General features: G+C 72.0%; 7 protein-coding genes. All 7 read right to left on the reverse strand.

Translation table 11 applies throughout. The features are described 5' to 3' along the window. Positions 1 to 192: 192 nt before the first annotated feature. The 7 genes from QHG49_RS31445 to QHG49_RS31475 all read right to left on the reverse strand — a co-directional run bounded on the left by QHG49_RS31445 (position 193) and on the right by QHG49_RS31475 (position 22,301). The gene (locus tag QHG49_RS31445) at positions 193 to 16,854 is read right to left on the reverse strand and encodes a hypothetical protein (RefSeq protein ID WP_301492191.1); all 16,662 of its coding nucleotides are present in this window, start codon (positions 16,852 to 16,854) and stop codon (positions 193 to 195) included. Next, positions 16,851 to 17,219 (reverse strand): WXG100 family type VII secretion target, encoded by a 369-nt coding sequence (locus QHG49_RS31450; RefSeq protein WP_145489529.1) that lies wholly within the window; start codon positions 17,217 to 17,219, stop codon positions 16,851 to 16,853. Before QHG49_RS31450 ends, QHG49_RS31445 begins: the two co-directional genes overlap by 4 nt. Positions 17,220 to 17,267: 48 nt before the next feature. Then, a complete protein-coding gene (locus QHG49_RS31455) occupies positions 17,268 to 17,708 on the reverse strand; it encodes a YbaB/EbfC family nucleoid-associated protein (RefSeq protein WP_145489531.1) in 441 nt (146 codons plus the stop codon). Positions 17,709 to 17,823: 115 nt separating this feature from the next. Then, the gene (locus QHG49_RS31460) at positions 17,824 to 20,958 is read right to left on the reverse strand and encodes a WXG100 family type VII secretion target (protein WP_301492194.1); all 3,135 of its coding nucleotides are present in this window, start codon (positions 20,956 to 20,958) and stop codon (positions 17,824 to 17,826) included. A gap of 91 nt (positions 20,959 to 21,049) precedes the next feature. Then, the gene (locus tag QHG49_RS31465; RefSeq protein WP_145489536.1) at positions 21,050 to 21,604 is read right to left on the reverse strand and encodes a hypothetical protein; all 555 of its coding nucleotides are present in this window, start codon (positions 21,602 to 21,604) and stop codon (positions 21,050 to 21,052) included. Positions 21,605 to 21,607: 3 nt separating this feature from the next. Continuing rightward, entirely contained in the window at positions 21,608 to 21,895 is a 288-nt protein-coding gene (locus tag QHG49_RS31470) for a WXG100 family type VII secretion target (RefSeq protein ID WP_037655754.1), read from the reverse strand. A gap of 64 nt (positions 21,896 to 21,959) precedes the next feature. Beyond that, positions 21,960 to 22,301 carry a WXG100 family type VII secretion target gene (locus QHG49_RS31475; RefSeq protein WP_111583519.1) on the reverse strand — a complete coding sequence of 114 codons (342 nt, stop codon included), beginning with the start codon at positions 22,299 to 22,301 and terminating at the stop codon, positions 21,960 to 21,962. Between the last annotated feature and the right edge of the window lie 132 nt (positions 22,302 to 22,433).

Raw genomic sequence — 22,433 nt, forward strand, 5'->3', positions numbered from 1 at the left:
AAAGCTCAGCAGGTGGTCCCTGACCGGCGTTCGCCCTGCTCAGGCCGGGTGGGACCGGATAGGTGGTCGGAGCCTTGCACCTCAGTATCGGCCTTGTGGCCGTGAAGGTCATGTGCGCTGCGGCATTCTGCCCGGCCGCACACCGCCCGAACCGGCCCCGGCGGGGCGCGTCGTGGCGCGGAACGGGCGCGCTCACCGTGCGTCACCTCCCCCCGGCCGGGGCAGCTCGACCACGACGAACGCCTGCCGGCGCGCGGCCGTCGCGTCCGGGTCCGAGGGGGCGCCGAGCGGCGGTGCGTTGCCCTCGGAACGGGTGGTGACCTCGATGTCCGCCAGGAGCGTGACGGCGTCCCCGTCGGCCTGGAGCCGCGCCAGGTGCGTGGCGAGCGCCGAGCGGAACACCTCCGCCACCCCGTCCGCGCGCGCCTGCCCGCGCCGCAGCGCCTCCCCGAAGTGGGGGAGACCGCCGCGCATCCCGTTGGCGTGGCCGACGACCACGACCCGGGGCGGCGGGAAACCCGCACGCGTGTTCGCCACCGCGGCCCAGGCCACCTCGGCGGCCAGCCGGTGCACCGTCTCCCGCCGCGCTCCCGACAGCTCCACCGAGCCGTCCGCGAACTCCACCCCGCCGATGGTGAGGCGTTCACTGCGGTACGACGACGGGGGCGGGGCCGCCGGGGTGGTTGCCGGTGCCGGTGCGGGCGCCGTGGCCGGGTGGTGCGGCTGGGCCGACGGCTGCTCCGCCGGCCGGTGCGGCCGTACCGGGGCCGGCTGCGGCTGCTCGGTGGGCCGGTGCTCCGTCCGGGGGGCCCGGGGCGCCCGGGGTGCCGCCTCGGACGAGGACGAGGGCGAGGGTGGGGCCGTGGTGGGGTCGGCGGTGGTGTCCCGCGGCCGGGGGTCGTGCACCGCGACCGTCGTACGGCGGCCCTGCTCCCGGTCGCCGCCCGGCGTGGGGTGCTCGGTGGAGACCGCGACCGGGAAGTCGGCCGCGGTCAGCCGCCGCTGCGCGATGCCGTGCTGGTAGTTGATGAGATACCGGTCGAGCCGGTCCCGCAGCTCCCCGTGCACGGCCTCGGCCCGCTGCCGCGCGGCCTCGGGCAGGACCCCGCCGAGCGTGGGTCGGCGGGCGTTGCCGCGCCCGGTCACGGTGATCCGGGGCAGCGGCAGACCGTTGTGGTGGTTCCACAGCCCGGCGCGGGTCGCCAGTTCGGCCACGTAGTTGAGCTTGCGGCCCTCGTCCCGGCTGATCTGCCGGGAGCCCTCGCGGAACCCGATGTCCACCTGCGGCAGCCGGTGGCCGTGCACGATGACGGAGGTCAGCGGGTTGGCCTCGGCCGAGGGGGCGGAGGTCAGCAGGTCCGCGCTGACCTCGTGCATGGACTCGCCGGGCCGCTGGGAGAACATCCGGAAGTGCCACAGGTCGCTGCCCTTGGTCAGCTCGGACGCCTGCTTCATCCGCGCCTCGGCCACCTTGACCGCCTTCTCGTACGCGGCGTCGGCGTCGGCGCGCCCCGGGCCGTGCTGGGGGATCGCGTCGCGGGCCTCCCGCGCGTCCACCGCCCTGCCGAGGGCGTCCGCGAGGGCCAGATGGCGTTCCAGCCGCTTGACCTGCGCCTCGTCCGCCGCGCCCGTGCGCGCGCTGTCCAGCTCGTCGCCGATGGCCTCGTGCAGCTTGTGGACGCCGTCCGGGGTGGCGTGCCGGAGGTTCCGGGCCACGGCCGACTTCACGATGGCGGCCACATGGGCGCGGCGGGCGAAGTTCTCCAGTGTGATCTGGTGCTTGCCGTCCTCACTGGCGAGCACGACGGCGGCGAAGTGGTAGCCGAAGTGGCTGTGGTCCGGCTCGCTCGGCTTGGCGTAGTTGTGCGCCAGGCTCGGCACGCCGTTCTCGTCGACGGCGTTGATCGAGTGCACGAGATACGCCTCGCCGATCTTCGCCCAGGCGTGCTCGTTGATGCCGATCTCGCGCGCGGCGGCCGACAGCACGTCACGGCGCGGATTGTCCAGCGGGTCGTAACTCAGGGCGCTGCCATAGGACTTGCCCGGGGCGGGGCCGTCGCTCTCGGCGATGAACCGGTCGTCCCGGCCCACCTGCCGGGCCGCCCACGAGGGATCCAGCGCCTCGGACCGCTCACCGTCGGCGACCAGGGTGAGGGACTCGGCGAGATGGTGGATGCCGGTGACCTCGGTACGGCCCAGCGCGTTGATCGGCGCCTTGGCGAGCCCGGTGCCGTCCGGACCCCGGAAGACCACGTGCGAGGCGGCGACATTGCCCGAGACCATCTGGGCGAAGTCCCGGCAGATCTCCTCCTCCGACTTCCCGGACCGGGTGAGGAACTGCGGGGTGACACGCAGCAGTTCGCGGTGACCGCCCTGGCCGTCACCGACCCGCAGCCTGACCGTGTCGGCCTTCAGCCGCACCAGGCTGCCCGCGAGGGCCAGTTGGTGGTTGGCCGATTCGATCGCCTTCGGGGAGGCGAACACCTGCTGGCCGTAACCGCCTTGACGGTGTGCCAGCGAGAGGTCACCGGACACATGGAGCGGCGGATGCTGGCTCACCAGGGTCTGCTGGTGGCCCTGCGTCGGCACGATCAGCCGGGGCACGTCACCGGTGTCGGCCGGGCCGTAGTCGAAGCCGGTCTGCCGCATGCCGGTCGGCTCCTCGAACAGCGTCGTGCCGGGTCCGGCTCCGATCACTTCGTAGTCGCTGGTCGTCAGCGGGTGGGCGCCCAGCCGGTCCAGCAGGTTCTCCGGGGTCAGGGGCGAGCCGTGATCACCCGGGTGCGGGAGCAGCTTGGCCGCGTAGTCGGGGCTGCCCGGGTCGTGCTCCGGGGGAGGGGCGTCGAACAGGTCAAGCGGCCCGCGCGCACTGCCCAGATGCAGCGACCAGCCGCCGTCCCCGCCGCTCAGGTCGAGGCGTTCGGTGCCGGTGCGCCAGTCGAGAGTGGGGCGCACCTCGGCGCCGGTCGACCACACCGCCGTACCGGCCCGGTCCGCCACCAGCTGCGCGAGGCCCTGGTCCTGCGCGTGCGAGACCAGCAGCAGGATGTCCTGGTCCGGGCCGCGCAGCGGGTCGCGGGCGACGAGTTCGGCGAACTCCGCCGGACCGGACACCTGGATCGTCCGGCCGCCCATCTGCAAGGACAGCCCGTCCCCTGGCGTGCCCAGAGCGGTCACCACGTACGGCTCCCGCCAGGGCGCCGCGTGCTCGGCGGACTCCCCGCCCGGCCCGGACACCGTGTAGCTCGTCAGGTCCGGCGGCACCGCCCGCGCCCCCGTCCAGTCGCGGCCCGTGACATGTCCGAAGGAGTCGACCAGCGCGGTGTGATTGTCGAGCGCGCCGTGCTCGGTGGCCAGGAAGTGCGCGCCGAGCGCGGCGGCGTCCCGCGTCGACTCGGGCCCGGCGTGCGCGGTGAGGGCCAGCAGGTACCGGTAGTCGTCCGCGCTCGGCGCCCCGTCCAGATGCAGCACCTGTTCGGCCAGCAGCTCCAGATGCGGCCGGTGCTCCGCGTCCGGCACCGGGTGCGCCAGATCCATCGACTGGAGGGTGAGCAGGGCGTCATGGGCGCGGTCGTACGAATCCTGGTCGAGCGTGTCGCCGTACAGCCCGTCCAGCCACGCGTACTCGCTCCGGCGTTCCTGCGTGTACTCCTGGAGGATCTCCGACCAGTCCGTCTCCTCCTCGTCGCCGCGCTCCCCGTAACTCTCGGACCGCGGCATGCGCGGGTCCTGGGAGGTGTGCTCCTCCTCGGCGAAGTCGCGCCGGGGATCGGTCACCGGGTCGACCCAGACATGGCGCCTGGTCACCGGCTCGGCGTCCGTACGGGCCTGCTGCCAGCGGGGATCCTGCTCCGACGGGACCGTGTCCGAGGGGACCGTGTGCGGCGGCTCCCCGCCGGCGCGGGGGACGGACTCGGGTACGTCGCCGACGAGCGCCCCGAGCAGCTGGAGGTGGCGGCCGCGCAGCCCGCCCTGGGCGAGGCCGTCCGGCGCGGGCCGGTGGAAGTCGCCGAGCAGACTGCCCGCCACCTGCGCCCGGCCCGAGCCCTCGTCGTCCTCGCGGTACTCGTCGCGCAGCCCGAGCTGGTGGCCCAACTCATGGGCGTAGGCGACGGGTTCGGCGTCCGGCCACCAGGTGCGCTGGTCCATCGGGCGGTCGTGGCCCGCGAGGTCGACCACCAGGTGGGGGTCGGCGTCCACGGGCACGCGCTCCACCGTCACATGCAGCAGGCTGCCGTCGGGGAGGCGGTGGTCGGGGCGGTTGTAGAACTCCTCGGCGCCCTGCCGGAGCCGCTGCCAGGCGGTGCCCGGGTCGTGTCCCGAGCCGTCCCGGAAGGCGACCCGCACGGTCAGATCGGTGACCTTGGTGTCGCCGACGCGGAACGCGCGGGCGTCGAAGGCGGAGCGGACGACGAAGCGGGGGGTGCGGTCGAGGGGGCGGCGCGGGGCGGTCGACGTACTGGCCGTGTGCGCGGTAGCCGTGTGCGGGGTGGCCGTGGAGGCGGTGGTGGTGTGCGCGGTGGTGGCGGGGGCCTTCGGTGCCTTCGGCGCGGCCTCGTCGGAGAACGGCGGCTTGGCCTTCGGCGGTGCGGTGGTGGTGCTCTGGCCGGAGGGGTGGTCCGGGGTGCGGCTGGCGTCGTAGTGGTTACGGCCGTTGTAGTACACGTCGACCGTGCGGTCGCCGCCCTGCGGACCCACCGTGCGCAGATGGGCCGTGCCGTCGCCGGTCGCCTGGAACGTACGCAGCCGGATGCCGAGGGTGTGCGCGACGAGGCCGGGGAACATCTCGCCCTCGTCGGTGTTCCACGCGTCGTTGCCCGGCACCCAGTTCTGCACGGCCCGGATCAGCGCCCGGTGTTCGGCCGGGGTGAGCGGCTGGTGCAGCGCGGTGTCCACGACGGCGCCGACCAGACGGCCGTGGTCGTCGACGTAGTCCAGGCTCAGCGGCTCGGAGTGGGTGGCGAGGTACGCGAACTGGGCATGCGGGGCGAGGGCGGTGTCGCCCAGCTGCCAGCGGCCCTGCGCGTCCGTGGTCTCGGGCACCTCGGCCGCCGCGCGGTCGGCGGCTTCCTGCGCGGAGAGTTGATGGGGAGGGGCCGTGAACTCCTGGGCCCGCGCGCCGACATAGAGGGTGCGCAGCGCCCGCGGGCTGAGCCAGTCGGGCGAGGTGACGTGGTCCACACCGGCGTCGTGCAGCCGCTGCTGCAACTGCTCGTAGGACTCGGTCCGGAGAGTCTGCCGCAGCCGGTTCTCCTGGCTGCGGCGGTACAACTCCGTGACGTCGAAGGGCAGATCCTGCGGACGGGAGTTCCGCACCCGGTCCAGCACCATCTGGTGCAGGTTGCGGGCGGCCCGGCCCAGCGCGGTGTCGGCGCCGACGGGGCCCCGCTGGGTGCGGATCTGGTGCACGACGGCCCCGTGCTGGGCGCGCGCCTGGTCGGCCGTACCGCCGTGCAGGGCGCTCGGCCAGTGCTCGGGCGGGGTGCTCGCGAGCACGGAGTACAGCAGGCAGCGGCCGTCACCGGGGACGGGGACGCGGGGCTGGGGCGGGGCTTCGGCGGTGTGGTCGTCGGCGGTGTGGTCCTCGGCCGTGTGGTCCAGCTGGGTGTGCTCCTCCTGGGTGTGCTCCTGCTGGGTGTGCTCCTCCTGAGTGTGCTCCTGCTGGTCGTGGTCCTGGTGGTCGTTCTTCTGCTGGGTGTGGTCCTGCTGGGTGTGGTCTTCCGGCGGGGAGGGCTTGACGGTCTGGGCCGTCTCCTCGGTGGACCTGGGGTCCTCGGACTTCTCCTGGGCGGGCTTGATGGACTCGTGCGACTCGGCCGGCTTGTCCGTGTCGACGAGCTTCTGGCTCTCGACCGGCTCCTGCGTCTCGACCGGATTCTGCGTCTCGGCCGGCTGGTGCGTCGTGTCCTGCTGCTGGGTCTCCTCGGGCGCCTTCACCGGCTTGGTGTCGGTGGTCGTGGTCGCGTCCGTGGTCGCCGTGCTGTCCTTGGACGTGGAGCTGTCCTTGACAGCGGTGGTGTCCGTGGATGTGGATGTAGACGTGGACGTGGACGTCGTCGTGGTCGCGTCCTCGGTCTTCTTCGCCGTCCAGTAGTAGACGTGCCCGTCCGTGTGCGCGGTGTTCCCGTACGTGCCGTTCTCGTCGTACTTCTGCGTGCTCAGCCGCACCGGCTGGCGCATCAGCACCTGGGCGCCCTTGAGCGTGGCCTTGCCCGGCTCGGTGGCGGTCTTGCCGTGCGGCAGGACCGGGGGCGCGAGGGTGCGGGTCGGGACGCCCGGGGCGCGGGTCACCGGCGAGCCGCTCTCGAAGGTCTGGTCGCGGTCCAGCTTCAGGGCGTTGGTGGGCAGCGGGACGACGACGCTCGGATTCTTGGTGGTCACGGGCACGGCCAGCGGCGTCAGGCTCGCGTTGAGGCCGTTGCTCGCGGTCGCGGCCGACTCGTGCTCGGTGGCGACGGTGATCTCGTCGCTGCCGTTGTCCCGGGTGGAGATCTCCACCGCGTCCCCGGTCGGCTCCAGCCGGACCTCCACACCGGTCCTGCCGTCGCTGCCGAGCGGCACCGTGCGGTAGCCGTTCGCGGGGTCCTTCAGCTGGTGGAAGACCGTGGGCAGGGTGCCCGAGCCCAGCGCCCGGCGCAGCGAGAACTGCTGTTCCAGCGGCAGGCGTTGCTCACTGACCAGAGGATGATCGGCGTCGAGACGGGGATCGGACACGAAGGAGCCGATCAGTTTGGTCGCCGCCTCGGGCGTCATCGCCCCCGCCCAGTGACCGATCGTGGTCGCGGCGGAGCCCAGCCCCCAGGAGAGGGCCGCACCCGTCTTGCCCAGCACGCCGTCGCCCCAGGGCCGGGGCGTGGTGAGCACCGTCTGCGCCCGGTCGTACAGCCCGGCGTGGTTGTCGAAGCCCACCAGGTCGTGGGCGGAGTCCAGCGACGCCTGCCAGCGGTCCCGGTCCGCCTTGGGGACGAGGGGCCGCATCTCGACCGTGCCGCCGCCGTCCAGGATTTGCTGCTGCGCCTTCGGCGGCTGCTGCTTCTGCTGTTCCTGCCGGTGGGCGGCCGCCTGTTCGGCGGTCTCCGTCAGGGACTTGGGCACGTCGACGTGGACTCGCCAAGTCGGCTCCACGGGGCGCGGCTTGACGAGGTTGACGAAGCGGCCGTACTCGGTGCGCCGGGTCACGGTGACCTCGAAGCGCATACGGTTGCCGAACCGCACGGTGTCGCCGAACTTCGACGTCTTGTGCTCGACCTTGGTGGTGACCCCGGTTTCGGCGCTCTTGGTCCGGCTGCCCTCGGCGCCCCCGGACGGCGCCCACGCCACGCTGCCGAGGCCGAACTTGTTCTCCTCGGCCTTGACGGCGGCGGCGCTCTCGCCGGGCTTGGGCTTGACCACCGGGGCGTAGGAGATACGGAAGTTGCCGTCGGCGCCCAGCGACCAGTTGTGCCCCGCGCTGCCCTTGACGGTCTCGCTGAGGCCGACCTTGCGGGTGGTGTCCCCGGTGGAGTGGTCGCCCTCGTCGGCCCACTCGTCCCGCGGGACGCCCCGCACCAGGACCTCGGTGATCACCCGCTGGGTGCGGGACTCCTGCACGTGGTAGTCGAGGATGCCCCGGCCCACCAGGTCCTCGTAGTTGGCCGACAGGTTCTCCGGCGAGAAGGTGTCGGCGAACGGCAGCGCGCTCTCGGGCACGTCGGAGGCCTTGTCGAGGCCGCGGATCTGCCGGTCGATCTCGCCGAGGATCTCGTCGGAGCGGGGGATCTCGGCGGTGGCGCCGCCCAGCAACCCCTTGGCGAGCAGCGGGGCCTGGCGGGTCCCGGTGGTGTCCGGCGCCTTCGAGGCGTCCTCGCCGAGCCGTCGTACGTCGTCGTCGGAGAGCAGCACCAGCACCCGGTGCTTGCTGTGCTGCGGGTCACCGAGGGTGGTGTTCCCCTTGGCGTCGGTGACCCGGCCCTGGACGGTGACGTCCGCGTCGGCCTCGTACACGTGCCAGGTGCCCTTGTAGGCGGCCTTGCGCGAGGTCGTCATCTTCTGCTTGATGTTCTCGCCGCTGTTCTGCCCGGCGCCGCCCTTGCCCTTGAAGCCGCCGCGCACCTGGAGGGCGGCGTCGGGGCTGTCCTTGGACGGGAAGCGGCCGGCGTCGAAGCCCACGCCGGCCTTGAACGCCCGGGTGTTCTTGTCGGCGACCTGCGTGGACACGCTGGACTTGGTCTCGATCTCCAGCTTGCCCTCGCCCGGCAGCGTCTCGCGGAAGTGGAGATTGCTCAGCCTGGTACGCGTCGACAGCCCGACGGTGTCGCGGTTGCGGCCCGAACCGACCTGCTCGTCACCGCTGTTGGCCCAGCCGCCGTGCGAGGCGGAGACCAGGGACCGCAGATGGTCCTCGTCGGTGAGCCCGTCCAGGGCGTCCTTCAGCTCGGGCACACGGGCGAGCGCCGATGCCGCGCTCTTCTTCTGGAAGGCGCTGGTCAGCGACTGCTGCGCGGTGTCCCGGAAGTCGTCGGGGGCGGTGACATGGCGGATCGCGTGCCGCTGCGGCAGCACCTCCACCTTGGGGATGGTGCGCGGCGGCGGGTTCTCGGCGGTCCCCTCCGGGCTGCGCGCGACCTCGACCGTGAGGTGGCCGTCGGGCCGCACCTGCGTGATGTGCTGCATGTGCGGGGACGGCGCGATCGTGGACAGATGCGTGGTCGGCTGCTTGGGATCCTCCACGCCGACCATGACGTGGTACGTCACCGGGTGGCCGTAGGTGTCGGTGTCCGCCTCCAGGGAGAACTGCCGTTTCACCTCGGTCTCGGTGCCCATGGTGAGCCCGTGGGAGGGGTTGTGGGCGGTGATGTCGAGGCTGCCGATGGTGAAGCCCCGGGTGACGTCCGGGTGGTCGAGTGAACTGCGCACGTTTCCGGCGAGGTTGACGACGTGCTTGGTGCTGCGGGTGACGGACTTGTCGGCCCCGGTGGTCCGGGTGTTCACGGCCTTCGTCGTCGACTTCCCCGAGCCCAGGTGGTCGCCCTTGCCGGGCTCGGCCTTGATGAGGATCTCGTGCGTGGTGCCCGAACGCCCGGGCAGATGGGGGCCCTTGAGAGTGAACCGGTAGGTGCCGTCCAGCAGCTTGGAGCCGCCGCCGCGCAGCCGGGAGGGCGCGAGCTGCTGCCGCAGCGCGCGCAGGTTGTCCCATGCCTCGGGCGTGACCCGGGGATGGTCCACGGCGCCGGTGCCGGGGCGGATCGCCTCCGGGGGCGGCAGCACACCGGGATGGTCCCGGTGCATCTCCCGCACGATGTGGTTCTCCAGCTCGGTCGAGCCGGGGACGTCGAGGATCGTGGTGCGCGGGGCGGCGACCGGATCGGTGAGCCGGGCCGGCTCCAGCTGCGGATGATCACCGGTGGTGACCTGCGGCAGCTCGTGCGGGACGGCGCGCAGCACCTCGCCGTTCTGCGGATCGATGGTGAGGACGACGTCGCCCGGGGCGGGCGCCGGCTGCTTCACGGACGGCGGCGGGGTGTGGTCGCCGATCTTCGCGGTGCTGGTGGAGTGCAGGCCGTCGGGCCCCGGCGCGAAGTGGTGCCGGATGAGCTGGACCCGCAGCCGTACGTTCGTGGCGACCAGGTCGGCCTTGCCGGTGTGTTCACGGCTGGACTCGGTGCCGATGCTGTTCTTGCCCTTGGCGCCGTGGGCGAGGTTGCTGGAGCCGGTGTAGCCGGCCGTGCCGGTCAGCCAGGTGGTCTCCTTGCTGCCGTCCGTGGCCTTCCACACCTCTCCGGTGGCGCCGCCGCTGAGCCCCAGGGACCAGGAGCTGTTCTCGGTACGGCTCTGACCGTGCTCGCCCGTCGACTTCGAGCCCAGCGTCGCCTTGTCGTCCACGGTGTGCAGGGCCCGGGAGTCGTCCGGTTCCACCGTCAGCAGCAGATGGGCCTTGCCGCCGTCGCTCAGCGTCAGCGGCTTCGACAGCAGGCCGGGACCCGAGGCGTGCTCGAACTCGTTGATGACGTTCGAGGGCTGGAGGAAGTCCTCGATGTCCTGGTGCGCGGTGCCGTCGGGGCGTGCCTCGCGCGGCAGCGCCCTGTAGACGGCGTCACGGGCCGTGTCGAGGCCGGTGATGGACACCGGATGCCCGGAGGCGGGCCGGTCGGCGCCGCTCTTGGCCTGCTTGGCGTCCCAGCCCTGCCAGGCGCGCGGCCGGTCCTTGTCCAGCTCCAGTGGCCGGGGCACGTCGGCACGCACCTGACCCTTGATCTCGCCGTCCGCGCCGGGGGCGGTCAGCCGGGTGCCCTCGTGGTCCGTGACCGTCACCTGGTAGGTGAAGTCGGAGGTGTAGCTGTCGGTCTTGCCGGTGAAGGCGAACTGGTTCGCCGTCTGCGCGGAGGACTTGACCGTGGTCTCGCGCCCGTGCGTGGCGCCGCCCAGCTTGCCGGACGGCGTGATCAGGGCGGACAGCTGGGGGTTGACGGGCCGGATGATGGTCGGCCCGAATTCCAGACCCGCCTCGGAGGAGGTCATCTCCGTCTTGCGCGGGGCGCTCTCGTGCGTCGACTCCACGGGCACGTCGAAGCCGTCCCCGTCGTTGTCCTTCGCCGCGTCCTTCGTCGGATCCAGCCGCCAGGCGGAGGCGGTCGCCTTCACCTCGACCTCGTACGGCTTGCCGTCCACGTGCATGGCGAAGCGCCAGCCGCCGTTGACCATCTGCCCGTGCTGCTTGCGGAAGTTGGCGGGATCGAGAGCCGCGTCCAGGCGCTGGGTGACGGAGGTGTCCCCGGAGTGGCCGCCGAGCAGGGTCTCCACGCGGGTGCGCACGGCGTTCGGGCCCGGGTCCTCGGTGATCTTCTTCCCGGCGAGTCCCTGGATGTGCCGCCCGTCCAGGACGGTGTCCGGCTGCTTCTCCTCGGGCTTCGGCGCTTCCTCGGGCTTGGGTGGCTCTTCGGTCTTGGTCTGGTCTTCGGGCTTGGGTGGCTCTTCGGTCTTGGTCTGGTCTTCGGGCTTGGGTGGCTCTTCGGTCTTGGTCTGGTCTTCGGGCTTGGGTGGCTCTTCGGTCTTGGTCTGGTCTTCGGGCTTGGGTGGCTCTTCGGTCTTGGTCTGGTCTTCGGGCTTCGGCGACTCCTCGGTCTTTGTCTGCTCCTCGGACTTCGGTGGCTCCTCGGGCTTGGGCTGCTCCTGCGGCTTCTCCGTCCAGGTGAGTTCGGCGTTCTCGTGGCCGGGGCGGAAGCGGAGCAGCGGCTCGCCGTCCGGGCCGTGATGGGAGCCGACGATCTTGTCGAAGACGGTCTTGCTGAAGGGGGAGGGCGGGTCCCAGAACATGTGCGCGCCGTGCATCACGGCGATGTCCTTGGCCTGCATCTCCTTGATCAGCGCATCGTGCTCCTCCGGCGGGATCCGGGTGCCGCCCGGGGTGGAGATGTCGAACAGGTCGTGGTCCCCGGTGATGGGCAGCCGCGCACCGTCCTCACCGACACCGTGCACCACGCCGTCGACCACCACGAACTTGTTCTTCTTCGCCAACAGCTCCATTTTCGCCGCGAGTTCGCGGTATTCGACGGAGCGCTGGTTGTAACGGGAGAGGACCTTGTCCCAGTCCTTCTCCGGAACGGCGCTCTTCTCCGGCATCGTGGGCTTGAAGTAGCCGACGAGCCCGATGTTCTTGGGGTCGGCGCCGAGGTGGATGTCCGCCTCGCTGATCGTCTTCGCCTTGATGTCCTGCGGTTTGGCCATGGCCCCGGCGTCCAGCCACTTCGGTGCCGTGGAGTTGGTGGGGCGGACGTCGATGACGAGGTTCTTCTCGCGGGCGATCTGCCGGAACCCCTTGAAGTTCTTCTCCGGGATGCCGTAAGTGTGCCGCGCGGTGTACGAGTTGACCTCACCGTCCTTGAGCGGCTTGGTCCAGGTGAGCTCGGCGTGCTTGTTCTCCGGCCGGAAACGCAGCAGCGGCTCGCCGCCCGGGCCCTCGTGCGATCCCACGATCTTGTCGAAGACGGTCTTGCTGAAGGGGGAGGGCGGGTCCCAGAACATATGGGCGCCGTGCATCACGGCGATGTCCTTGGCCTGCATCTCCTTGATGAGTTCGTCGTGCTGGGGATGCGGGACGCGGGTGCCGCCCGGGGTGGAGATGTCGAACAGGTCGTGGTCGCCGGTGATGGGCCGCTGCTTGCCCTCGTCGTCGACGCCGTAGACCACGCCGTCCTTGACGGCGAACTTGTGCTCCGCCTCGTACACCGCCATCTTGGCGTTCAGTTCGCGGTATTCGGTGGAGCGCTGGTTGTAGCGGGACAGGACCTTGTCCCAGTCCCCCTCCGGGACGGTGGCCCGGTCGGGGGTCCTGGGCTTGAAGTACCCGACGAGTCCGATGGTCTTCGGGTCGGCGCCGAGGTGGACGTCGGCCTCGTTGATGGTCTTCGCCTTGATGTCCTGCGGTTTGGCCATGGCTCCGGCTTCGAGCCACTTCGGTGCGGTCGGGTTGGTGGGGCGGACGTCGATGACGAGGTTCTTCTCGCGGGCGATCTGCCGGAACCCCTTGAAGTTCTTCTCCGGCATGCCGTACGTCTCCCGCGCGGTGTGCGCGTCGACCTCGCCCGGCTTGGGCTCGGGCTGCCGGGTCGGGTCGGACACCGGATCCACCCAGGCGTGCTCCCGGGGAACCGCCGGCGCCTCGGCCCGCGCCTGCTGCCAGGCCGAACCATCCCCGGTGTCCTCGTGCCGGGGGTGGCGGCCCCCGCCCTGCTGGGCGAGCAGGTCGTCATGGCCCGTCGTCAGGGCACCGAGAAGCTTGAGGTGGCGGTCGCGCAGCCCGCCGTGCGGGAGCCCCTCGTGCTCCGGGTCCCGGTGGACGTCGCCCGGCAGGCTGCCGAGGATGTGCGGGCGCTGCGGCGCGGTCTCGTCGGCGTACTCGTCGCGCAGCCCCAGCTGGTGGGAGATCTCGTGCGCGTACTCGACCGGCCGGGCACCCGGCGCCCAGTTGCGCTGGTCCATGTCGTGGCCCGCGCCCACCAGGTCGACGGTCAGATGCGGCTTTTCGTCCGGGCCGACGCGCTCCAGGGTGACATGCAGGCGGTCGCCGCCTGGCAGCGTGTACCGGGGGTCGTTGAAGTACCGCTGCACGCCCTCCTGCGCCCGGCTCCAGGTGTCGTCGACGTCATGCGCGCCCGAACCGTCGTCCCGCAGCGCCACCCGTACGGTGAGATCGGTGTACGACGTGTCGCCCACCGTGAAGCGCCGCTGGTCGAAGCCGGACCGCACCACATAGCGCGGGGTGCGGTCGAGCCGCATCCGGGGCGGCGGCCCCGAGGGGCCGTTGGTGCCGGCCAGCCGGCGCAGGTCGTCCAGGCCCTCGGTGCCGGGGACGGGCTGCCGGGAGGGGTGGTTCGGGTCCTCCTGCGGCTGATCCCTGCGCGCCTGGAGCTGCTGGTCCTCCTGCGGCTGGTGCTGGGGCTGCTCGTGAGGCTGCTGATGGGGTTGAGGAACGGGCTGCTGCGGCGCGGGGGCCGGATTCGTCCGGTGGGCGGTGGAACCGGTGGAATTCGTGGAATCGGCGGAACCGTCGGAGTCGGTGCTCGGGGTGTGATCCGCGGGGACCTTGAGAGCGTCGCCGTCGCCGGACGCGGGCGTGGTCTCGTCGGCGGTCTTCGAGTGCTCTTCGGTCCCGGTGGTGATGCGGTCGAGGTGGCCGGGGGACTCGGGGGCGACGGCCGGACGGGTCAGCTCCTGCCGGAGGGTGCTGGTGCGTTCGTCGTACGTCAGGTGGGAGGACAACTCCGTGCGGATGTCCTCGATCTGACGGGACGTCTCCTCGGGCGCGCCGTCGCGCACACCGAGCAGCTGCTCGGTGTGCTGCTCCCGCAACTGCTCCAGTCGGTCGCCGAGTTCGCGTACCTGGTCCTGGCGGTCCAGCTCGCGTTGGCGCAGATGCTGGTCGAGCTTGTCGAAGGCCGCCCTCGCCTCGGGCTCGGTCGCCGCGTCCTGGGCGCGGCGGCGCAGCTCGGCGGCGCGGGGGTCGTCCTCGCCGTCGTGCAGGGCGTCGAGGCGTTCGCGCAGTTCGCGCTCGGAGGGGCGGTCGGGGGTGTCGGACTTCAGCCGGTCCATGCGCTGTTGGAGCTGCTGATCCGTGCGGTACTCGTGCAGGTCGCGCAGGGCCCGCTCGGCCTCCTGCTCGGTGGCCGCGCGGTCCACCTGCTCGCGCAGCTCGCGTTCGTGCTCGTCCGCGCCGTCGTTGAGGGCGTCGAGCCGCCGGCGGAGATCGGCTTCGCTGCCCGGTGTCGGGGGCCGGTCGGGCGTCGGCTCGTCCGATTTCAGGTGATCGAGACGCTGCTGGAGCTGCTGGTCCTCGCGGTGCTGTTCCAGGTCGTGCAGGGCCTGGTTCGCCTCGTCCGGGGTGCGGGCGCTGTCGAGGCGGTCGTACAGCGCGGTGGTCTCGGGGTCCGAGGTGGGCCGCAACTGGACCAGCCGGTCGTGCAGTTCGGCGTCCTGGCGGGTCGAGTCCAGCTGTTCGCGCAGCCGGTCGGCGGTGGGCTGGTCGGTGGTCAGGGCGAGGCGCTGCCGCAGGTCCTCCACGTCCTGGTGGAAGGGGCGCGGGGTGTCGTTCCCGGTCAGCGACTCGGCGGGGACATGGTTCTCGACGTACGACGAGTACTCGTTGAGCCTGCTGTCCAGCAGCTCGGAGTCCCCGGAGCGGTGGGCCTGTTCGACCGCGTCGACCCTGCTCTGCCACTCCTGCCTGGACCCGGTGAAGTCGGTCAGCCGGTCGAAGCCGCCCTGCGCGTGCGCGTGGAACGCGTCGTAGCGCTGCTGGGTGGTACGCGTCTCGACATGGGTCCGGAAGTCCGACAGGTGCTCCCCGGCGCGCTGCCAGTCGCCGGACGCGGCGGCCTGCTCCACGGCACGGGTGTACGCCGAGCGGTCCGCCTCGGACATCCCGGCGGCCCGCGCGGCCCGGTCCAGGTCCGACACGCGCTGCCGTATCCCGGCGTCGGGCGCGACGGGCCGGGCCGTCGGGGGTGTCGGCGCCTGGTGGAGCGGGTTCGGGTCATGGGTGGGCACGGTGACGGAGTTCAGCTGGTGCAGCTGCTCGGTGACATGCGCGTCGGGGGCCGTGGACTCGGTGTCCACGTGCGGCGTCGTACCGGGCTCGTGCCGGGGGACGTCCGGGAAGACGGGCGTGTGCTCGGTCGTCGGGGACGGGTGGGACTCGGTGATGGTGGGGGACTGGCGGGATTCGGTGGTCGTGGGGGGCTGATGGGACTCGATGGTCGTCGGGGACTGATGGGACTCGGTGATCGTGGGGGACTGGTGCGGCTCGGAGGTCGTCGGTGACTGGTTGTGCCCGCCGATGGTCGGGGTCTGGTGCTGGCCGCCGTCCGTGGGAGACCCGTTCTGGCCGCCGGCCGTCGGGGCCTGGTTCTCGCCGGTGGGCGACTGGGCGCGGGGTGCCCGGGGGGCGACCTCGTCCCGGCCGTAGTCCGTCGTGGGGGAGCGGTGGGACGTGGGGGCGCCGGTGGGGTCGGCGGATGTGGTGGAGCTGGTCTGCCGGGTGGGGCCGGTGGACGTGGTGGTGCCGATGGACGTGGTGGTGCCGGTCGACCGGGTGGACCCGGTGGACTCGGCGGTCCGGTCGGACTCGGCGGTCCGGTCGGACTCGGTGGACAGGTCGGTCTCCGTGGTCCGGTTGGTCTCGGTGGACAGGTGGGACTCGGCGGTCCGGTTGGTCTCGGTGGTCCGGGTGGACCCGGTGGACTCCGTGGCGATGTGCGGTGTCGTCTTCTGGGCGGCGCCGGTGACCGGGCCCTCGGACTCGGTGACCGTGCTGTGCGGGGCGGCGTGCGACGTACTGTCGCCGGTGTCGCCGCTCTTCTCGCCGGTACGACTACCACCCGTGTCCAGCGACTTGACGGAACCGATGCCGCTGCCGGTGCCCGCGCCCTTCTCCCCCCGCCCCGACCCCAGCCCCTTGGTGTCGAAGTCCTCCGCGCCGGGCAGATGCGGGCCGTCGCCGTCGAGGGACAGCTTCGGCAGGTGGAGGTCGGGCTCGGACGGCAGATGGATGTCGGGCGTGTGGACCTCGGTGTGCTCGCCGCCGCCGAACCGCCGCTTGCCCCCGCCGCCGCCCATCGCGCCGATGATGCCCGAGGTCAGCGCGGACCCCATGTCGTTCTCGCCGCCGAAGATCTCGGACATCACCTCGGTGGTGACGATGCTGGACGCACCGCCGATGATGCCCTTGCCGAGCAGCGAGGACGCGAACTTCGGCGCGAAGGCCGAGCCCGCCCCGGAGAAGAGCCCGCCGATCGCACCGCCGATCGCGCCGCCCTCCAGGGCCTGGAGCGTGGCGGCGGTGTCCCACTTGGTGCGGTCGCCCTTGAGGAACTGGATCCCCTGGATCACCGCGTCCATGCCCACCATGAACCCGACACCGGTGGCGATCGAGATCAGCAGCCGCTTCAGCAGCATCTTGACGATCATCCGCACACCGGTGACCAGGGCCGGGATCGCCTCCGGCGCCCAGAAGGCGAGTTCGGCGATCTCGACCGCCAGCCACACCAGCTGGGCGATGATCATGTACTTGGCGTACTCGACCTGCAACCCCGTGTTCCGGCCCAGCTCGCCCAACTGCCCCGCCGCATCGGCCATGTCGGGGATGTTGGACTTCAACTGCTGGGTGAAGGCGGTGAACTCGTCGGCGACCTGGCCGCCGACACTGTGCAGCACACCGCTGGTCGCCGGGTCGATCTCCCGGCTGATGGCGGTGAGCTGGCGCGCGGCGTCGTCCCACGCCGCGCCCAGGCTGCGCAGTTTGTCCTCGTCACCCTTGGGCCAGTCCTGTCCGACGGCCAGCTTGGCGACCCAGCCCAGTTCCGGGGGCAGTTCGATGCTCATGACTTGGTGTTCTTCACCCGTGTCTCGGTGGGCTGGACCTCGGCGGCGGTGTGCAGCCGCCGGGTCGCCTCGACGTTCTGGTCCTCCATGCGTTCGAGATTGACGGCCATCGTGCGGATGCCGTCGTGCATGCTGTCGACCAGCTGGCCCATCTGCCCGGTGCTGTCGATGATCTGTTTGTGGGGCGTGGCGTACTGCTCGTAGAACTGCTTCCCGGTGGCGTCGTCGCCCCAGCAGTCGCCCAGCTCGGAAAGGCGCCCCTCCAGGCCCTTGCCGATGTCCCGGAACCGCGCCGCCAGTTGCTGTACGTACGGCAGCTGGTTGCGCAGCCCGTCGGTGTCGACGTAGAACTCGCCGTCAGCCATGCGTTCCTCCCTGGATCCGGTGGTCGTCGTGGGGTGCGGTGCGGGGCGTCATCGGCCGTCACCGCGTCGTACGTCCGGCCGCCCCTCGGCGAGATACTCGCGCACCTGGTCGGGCATGGCCGGTTCCTCCGCGAGCAGTTCCGTGGCGTCGACCCTGCCCTCGATCAGGTCGGTGAGCCGCACCCCGGCCGGCAGGCCGTGCGAGCCGACCTCGGCGACGGCCTCCAGCGCGTTGGCGCGGGCCTGGCGGATGGTGGACAGCAGCGCGTCGGAGAGTTCCTTCGGCGCCATCCGGTGGTAGGCGCCGGTGGGAAACTCGATCGCGGTGACCTCGCCCTGCGCGTTCACGGTCGCCTTGACGGACTGCCGGGGGGCGGTCGCCGTGCCGGTCACCTCGTTGATCCGGCGCCGTGTCTCGACGGCCTCCGTGCGCTGCTTGCGGTACAGCGCCAGCAGGTCCTCTATCTCCTGGTCGTAGGGGCTGCTCATCCGAGTCTCCTTGCGTCGTGCGATGGTGCGGCGGCGGGACGGCGCCGGGTGGCGGACGGCCGACGGGTGGCGGACGGCCGACGGGTGGCGGAGCGCCGCCGGGTGCCGGGGGCGGTCACAGCACCGCCCCGGAGCCGTCGGAGGCCGCCGTGCCCCAGGTGTCGCCCTCCTGGACCAGCAGGTCGGCGATGCCCCGGGACGGCTGCGCCAGTTCCTCCTCGGCTTCCGCCTCCTCCAACGCCGCCTCCTGCGGGGGCAGTTCGGCGGTGAGTTCCGAGGGGTCGCCGGCGAACGAGCGCAGCGGGACGGCCGGGATGACCATCTCGCCGGGTCCCGCGGCCCCGGACCGGTTGGGGCGCCAGGTGGAGAGCCGGGGTCCGTCCGCCTCCTCCGCCGTGGCACCGGCCTCGCCGGTCCAGGTGCCGGCGTCCTCCGTCGCGTAGCCGGGTGCGAGGACCTCCTCCTCGTCCTCGGTCGGCACGGACCACAGCAGCGGTACGAACGCCGCTCCCGCGCTGTCCCAGGCCGCCGTGTCCTCCGCCTCCGCCTCGGCACCGGTGGCGGGCGTCAACGCCACGTGATCGTCTAGGAGTTCGGGATCGTCCGGCACGTCCGGCACGTCCGGGTCGCCCGCGTCGAGCGGCCGCGCGGTGCCCTCACCGCCCACCGGAAGCACGACCAGTGCCGCCGCGTCGTCCTCGTCCCGGCGCCGATGCCGTCGTTCGGCGGACTCCTCCGCGGCACCCGCCGCAGCGGCGCCGAGGGCGGTCGCGGCCACCGCCGCGGCGGTCGCTCCCGCCGCCGCTCCGAGCAGGGTGGCGGGCAACGCGCCCTCGCCCACGCCCTCTTGGGCCGACACCACCGGACGCTCGCCGTCGGCCTCCGCCTCCGGCGTCCAGGCGTCCGCGTCGGGAGTCAGCAGACCGGAGGCGTCCGACCGCTCGTCCCGCGCCCCGTTGGAGGGGGCGCCCGCGCCGGGCAGCATGCCGGGCATCGCGGGCGCGGCCTCGCCCGCCGCGACGGCACCCGTCTCCCCGGCCCCGGCCTCGTCCGCCCAGGCGGCATCGGCGTCCCCGGTCTCCGCGAGGGGCTCCACGGGGGCCGCCGTCGGCTGCGGCGCGATGGGCAGTCCGTCCGAGCCGATCATCATTCCCTCGGTGGGGTCCGGCAGCGCGAGGCCCTCGCCGCCCGCTCCGGCGCCCCCGACGATCTCGTCGGGCACCCCGGGTTCACCGGTCCACGGCTCGCCCTCGGGCTCCAGCAGCCCCGAGGCGTCGCTCGGATCGGTCGTGCCCTGCGCGGCCGGGCCGCCCGCGCCCATGCCGGGCATCATGGGCATGCCGCCCGCCCCGGCGCCGGTGAGGCCCTCCTCGGTGGCGAGCGCGCCGGGCAGCGCCTCCGCCTCCTCGTCCAGGGGCAGCCCGAGCCCCTCGCCGCCCGGCAGGGCGCCGGCACCGCCGATCTCCTCGCCCACCTCGGGGTCGCCGAGCCAGGGCTCGGCCTCGCTGTCGATCAGCCCGCTGGCGTCGCTGGGGTCGAGGGCGCCGCTCTGCGGCATGCCGCCCCCGCCCATGCCGGGCATCATCGGCATGCCGCCCGCCCCGGTACCGGTGAGGCCCTCGTCGGTGGAGAGCCCGCCGGGGTAGTGCGCGGCCTCCGCCTCGTCCACCGGCAGCCCGAGGCCGTCGCCGCCCGCCTCGGCGCCCTTGCCGCCGATCTCGTCGGCCACGCTCGGGTCGCCGAGCCAGGGCTCGGCCTCGCTGTCGATCAGCCCGCTGGCGTCGCTGGGGTCGGGAGCGCCGCTCTGCGGCATGCCGCCCGCGCCCATGCCGGGCATCATCGGCATCCCGCCCGTGCCGAGCGCCTTTTCGCCCGCCGGCAGGCCGTCGAGGGAGGGCGACTCCAGCGCGTCGTTCAGGCCGGCCGGCGATTGGAGTCCGTCCGGCAGCTCGGACTCCGTGCCGAGGCCGCCCGGGAACTGCTCGGGGGCGACATCGCCGAGTCCTTCCCCCGTGTTCAGGCCGCCGGTGCCGCCGACACCCGTGTCGCCGGGGAAGTCCTCGGGGAGTCCGTCGGTGCCCGACCAACTGGCCGGGTCCTCGGCGAGGTTGTCGGCCAGCGTGGGGAACTTGCCGACGCCGCCGCCGGTGTTGAGGCCGCCCGGGAAGGCGGTGGGCGTCAGTGTCGGAAGATCGTCGCCCACGCCGGAACCGCCCGGGAAAGCGGTGGGCGTCAGCGTCGGAAGGTCGTCGCCCACGCCGGAACCACCCGGGAAAGCGGCCGGGTTGAGCGCCTTGTCCAGGGCGTTCGGGTCGAGGGTGTCGTTGCCGAACGCGTCGTTTGGAAGCCCGTCCAGGCCGGGCGCGTCGCCGCCCACGTCCGTGCCGCCGGAGAACGGCGAGGGCGTGGCGAGCGCGCTGATCGGATTCACGCCGGGCATGTCGGGATTCGGGAGGCCCGAGGTGTCGGGGGCCGAGAACGCCTGCGGATCCGGCGCGTTCACGTCGGGCAGGTTCGGGTCGGTCAGATCGGGGTCGGAGACGTCCGGGACGTCGTCGGTGACATCCGGGCTGTCGGTGGGGCTGGTGACCGGGGGCGGGGTGTGCACCGAGTCGATGGTGACCTGGTACTCGCCCGCCAGGCTCTTGAGCACCGCCCGCATGTCGCTGGTCATCATCTCGACCAGCTGCGGCTTCTCGTGGATCGGGATCAGGCCGTTGCTCATCGGCTTGACGCCCATCTTCACGGCCTGGTCGGCGTACCAGGCGTCGATGTCGGCGATCTTGACCTGGGCGTTGTGCAGATTGACCGAGTTGTTGGCGAGCTGCTGGGGCACGGAGTTGCCCGCCTCGCCGCCGGAGAGCACGTCCGCGGTCGCCTTCACCTGGCGGGAGAAGGTGTTGATCATGTCGCAGAAGGCGTCCGCCGCGGCGCCCTTCCACGGGCCGTTCTCCCCGGCCAGCGCGTTCGCCTGGTCGGCGAGACTCTTGGCGATCCCGGCGAGCACCACCTGGGCGTCCAGGAAGTGGCCCGCCGCGTCCATCAGGGACTGGGGGTCGGAGATGCCCTTGGCGCGCTCCTGGTTGGCGTCGGAGCCGGTTCCGGCGGACATGCCATTGATGGCCGCCATGATCTGCTTCCAGTCCCACGAGTTGTAGTCGTCGATCGACCCCGGATCGTTCCCGGGATCGGCGAAGATGCCGTCACCGCTGTCGCTGAACCCGCCGGTGTTGTAGTCCGGGCTGCCCATCTTTGCCCCAGTCTCCCGCTTGCGCCCCTGTCAGGGTCCCCGCCGCCCCCGGTCACCGTCGTACGGTGCCGGGGGCGGCCAGGACCACCCGTCAACTTGCTCCGCCGCCGGACCCGCCGGCGTCGGTCACCAGGCTGGTGAAGTCACTGGTCGTGCTCTGCATGGCGTTCTGCAGATCAGTGGCCTTCATCCGCCCGGCGTCTTCCAGAGTGGTGTAGTGCTGCGCCAACTGCTTGACGCCGTCGCGCAGATCACCGAGGCCCTGGGCCAGGTCCTGGAACACCTTGATGTACGACTCCTTGAGCCCGGAGTCGGCGTTCGGACCGTTGACCTTCGTCCGGATCTGGTTCGCGTGGTAGAACGCGCCCGGCTCGGTCTGCACCTTCCCCAGCTCGGTCGCGGCGTCCCGCGTGGGCTGGATCAGCTTGTCGATGTTGTCGGCGAACAACAGCATCGACGGGGTGTCCACGCTGGTACCGCTGCCCGGGTCACCCGAACCGCCCGGTACGTTGGGCGGGTTGAAGGTGTTGGACGCGGTCACGGTGCCGTGCCCGGAATCGAGCGTCGTCCCGCCGTCGTAGTGCTGCGGGTCCGGAGTCGGAGTCGACGAGTGCGTGTCCGGGATCGGCAAGGGCTGGTCGGCCATCGGTCACCCCCAGAGCCGAACGCCCTGGCGCTCGCCACTGGAGTAGTACTCGTTGATCTCACCGAGCATCTGCGTGGCGGAGGCGGCCTTCTGGGTCATGTCCGCGGCGGCCGCGTCCCACTGCGCCTTGACCTGCTGGTAGGTCTGCTGGGCGTCGCTGGTCCACTCGCTGAGGTGCATCTTCGCCGCGTTGTCCAGCTCGGTGAGAGTCTGGTTGATGCGCTGCGTGATGGAGTTCATCTCGCCGACGATGTAGTCGACCTGCTCCATCTGGACGGTGTACGTGGTCATCTGCTGTCCGGCTCCTTGGGAACGGATGCGAGTACGAAGGGATGTGCGTCGGTCGGGGGACCGGTCAGGAGGGGAAGCCCGGCAGACCGACGCTGCCCGAGCCCATCTGCTGCGCGACCTGCTGCGCCTGCTGCTGGGTGTTCTCGTGGGTGTTGGCGTAGACGTGGGTGTTCTGCGCCAGCTTCTCCAGCATGGTGCGCAGCGACTGGTTGACCTTGTCGAAGTCGGTCAGCCAGTCCTGCATGGCCGTGTGGTAGATGTTCGCGGCCTCGCCGCTCCAGCTCGCCCGCAGGCCCTCGATCTGGCCGTCCATCTGCGCGTACGAGCCGGTCGTCTCGTCCAGGGCGGTCTGGAAGCTGCCCTGGGCGGCGGTCATTCCCTGTAGTTCGACTGACGTCAGTGCCATCGTGTGTCCTCTCTCGAACTGCGGCGCCGGCCTTGGCCGTTGACAGCGCTGTCGCACCCACGGGGGATGCGCGCCGACGCCGGATGGTGGGGGGTCACCCGCCGTCCGCCGCCGCACACGGGATCGTGCGCG

Origin of the sequence: Streptomyces sp. WP-1 (genome assembly GCF_030450125.1) — a bacterium.
Taxonomy (GTDB): domain Bacteria; phylum Actinomycetota; class Actinomycetes; order Streptomycetales; family Streptomycetaceae; genus Streptomyces; species Streptomyces incarnatus.

Bases quoted from the DNA above. Each gene is read 5' to 3' on its own strand.
- QHG49_RS31445 (WP_301492191.1), bottom strand. From the start codon at position 16,854: ATGAGCATCGAACTGCCCCCGGAACTGGGCTGGGTCGCCAAGCTGGCC.
- QHG49_RS31450 (WP_145489529.1), bottom strand. From the start codon at position 17,219: ATGGCTGACGGCGAGTTCTACGTCGACACCGACGGGCTGCGCAACCAG.
- QHG49_RS31455 (WP_145489531.1), bottom strand. From the start codon at position 17,708: ATGAGCAGCCCCTACGACCAGGAGATAGAGGACCTGCTGGCGCTGTAC.
- QHG49_RS31460 (WP_301492194.1), bottom strand. From the start codon at position 20,958: ATGGGCAGCCCGGACTACAACACCGGCGGGTTCAGCGACAGCGGTGAC.
- QHG49_RS31465 (WP_145489536.1), bottom strand. From the start codon at position 21,604: ATGGCCGACCAGCCCTTGCCGATCCCGGACACGCACTCGTCGACTCCG.
- QHG49_RS31470 (WP_037655754.1), bottom strand. From the start codon at position 21,895: ATGACCACGTACACCGTCCAGATGGAGCAGGTCGACTACATCGTCGGC.
- QHG49_RS31475 (WP_111583519.1), bottom strand. From the start codon at position 22,301: ATGGCACTGACGTCAGTCGAACTACAGGGAATGACCGCCGCCCAGGGC.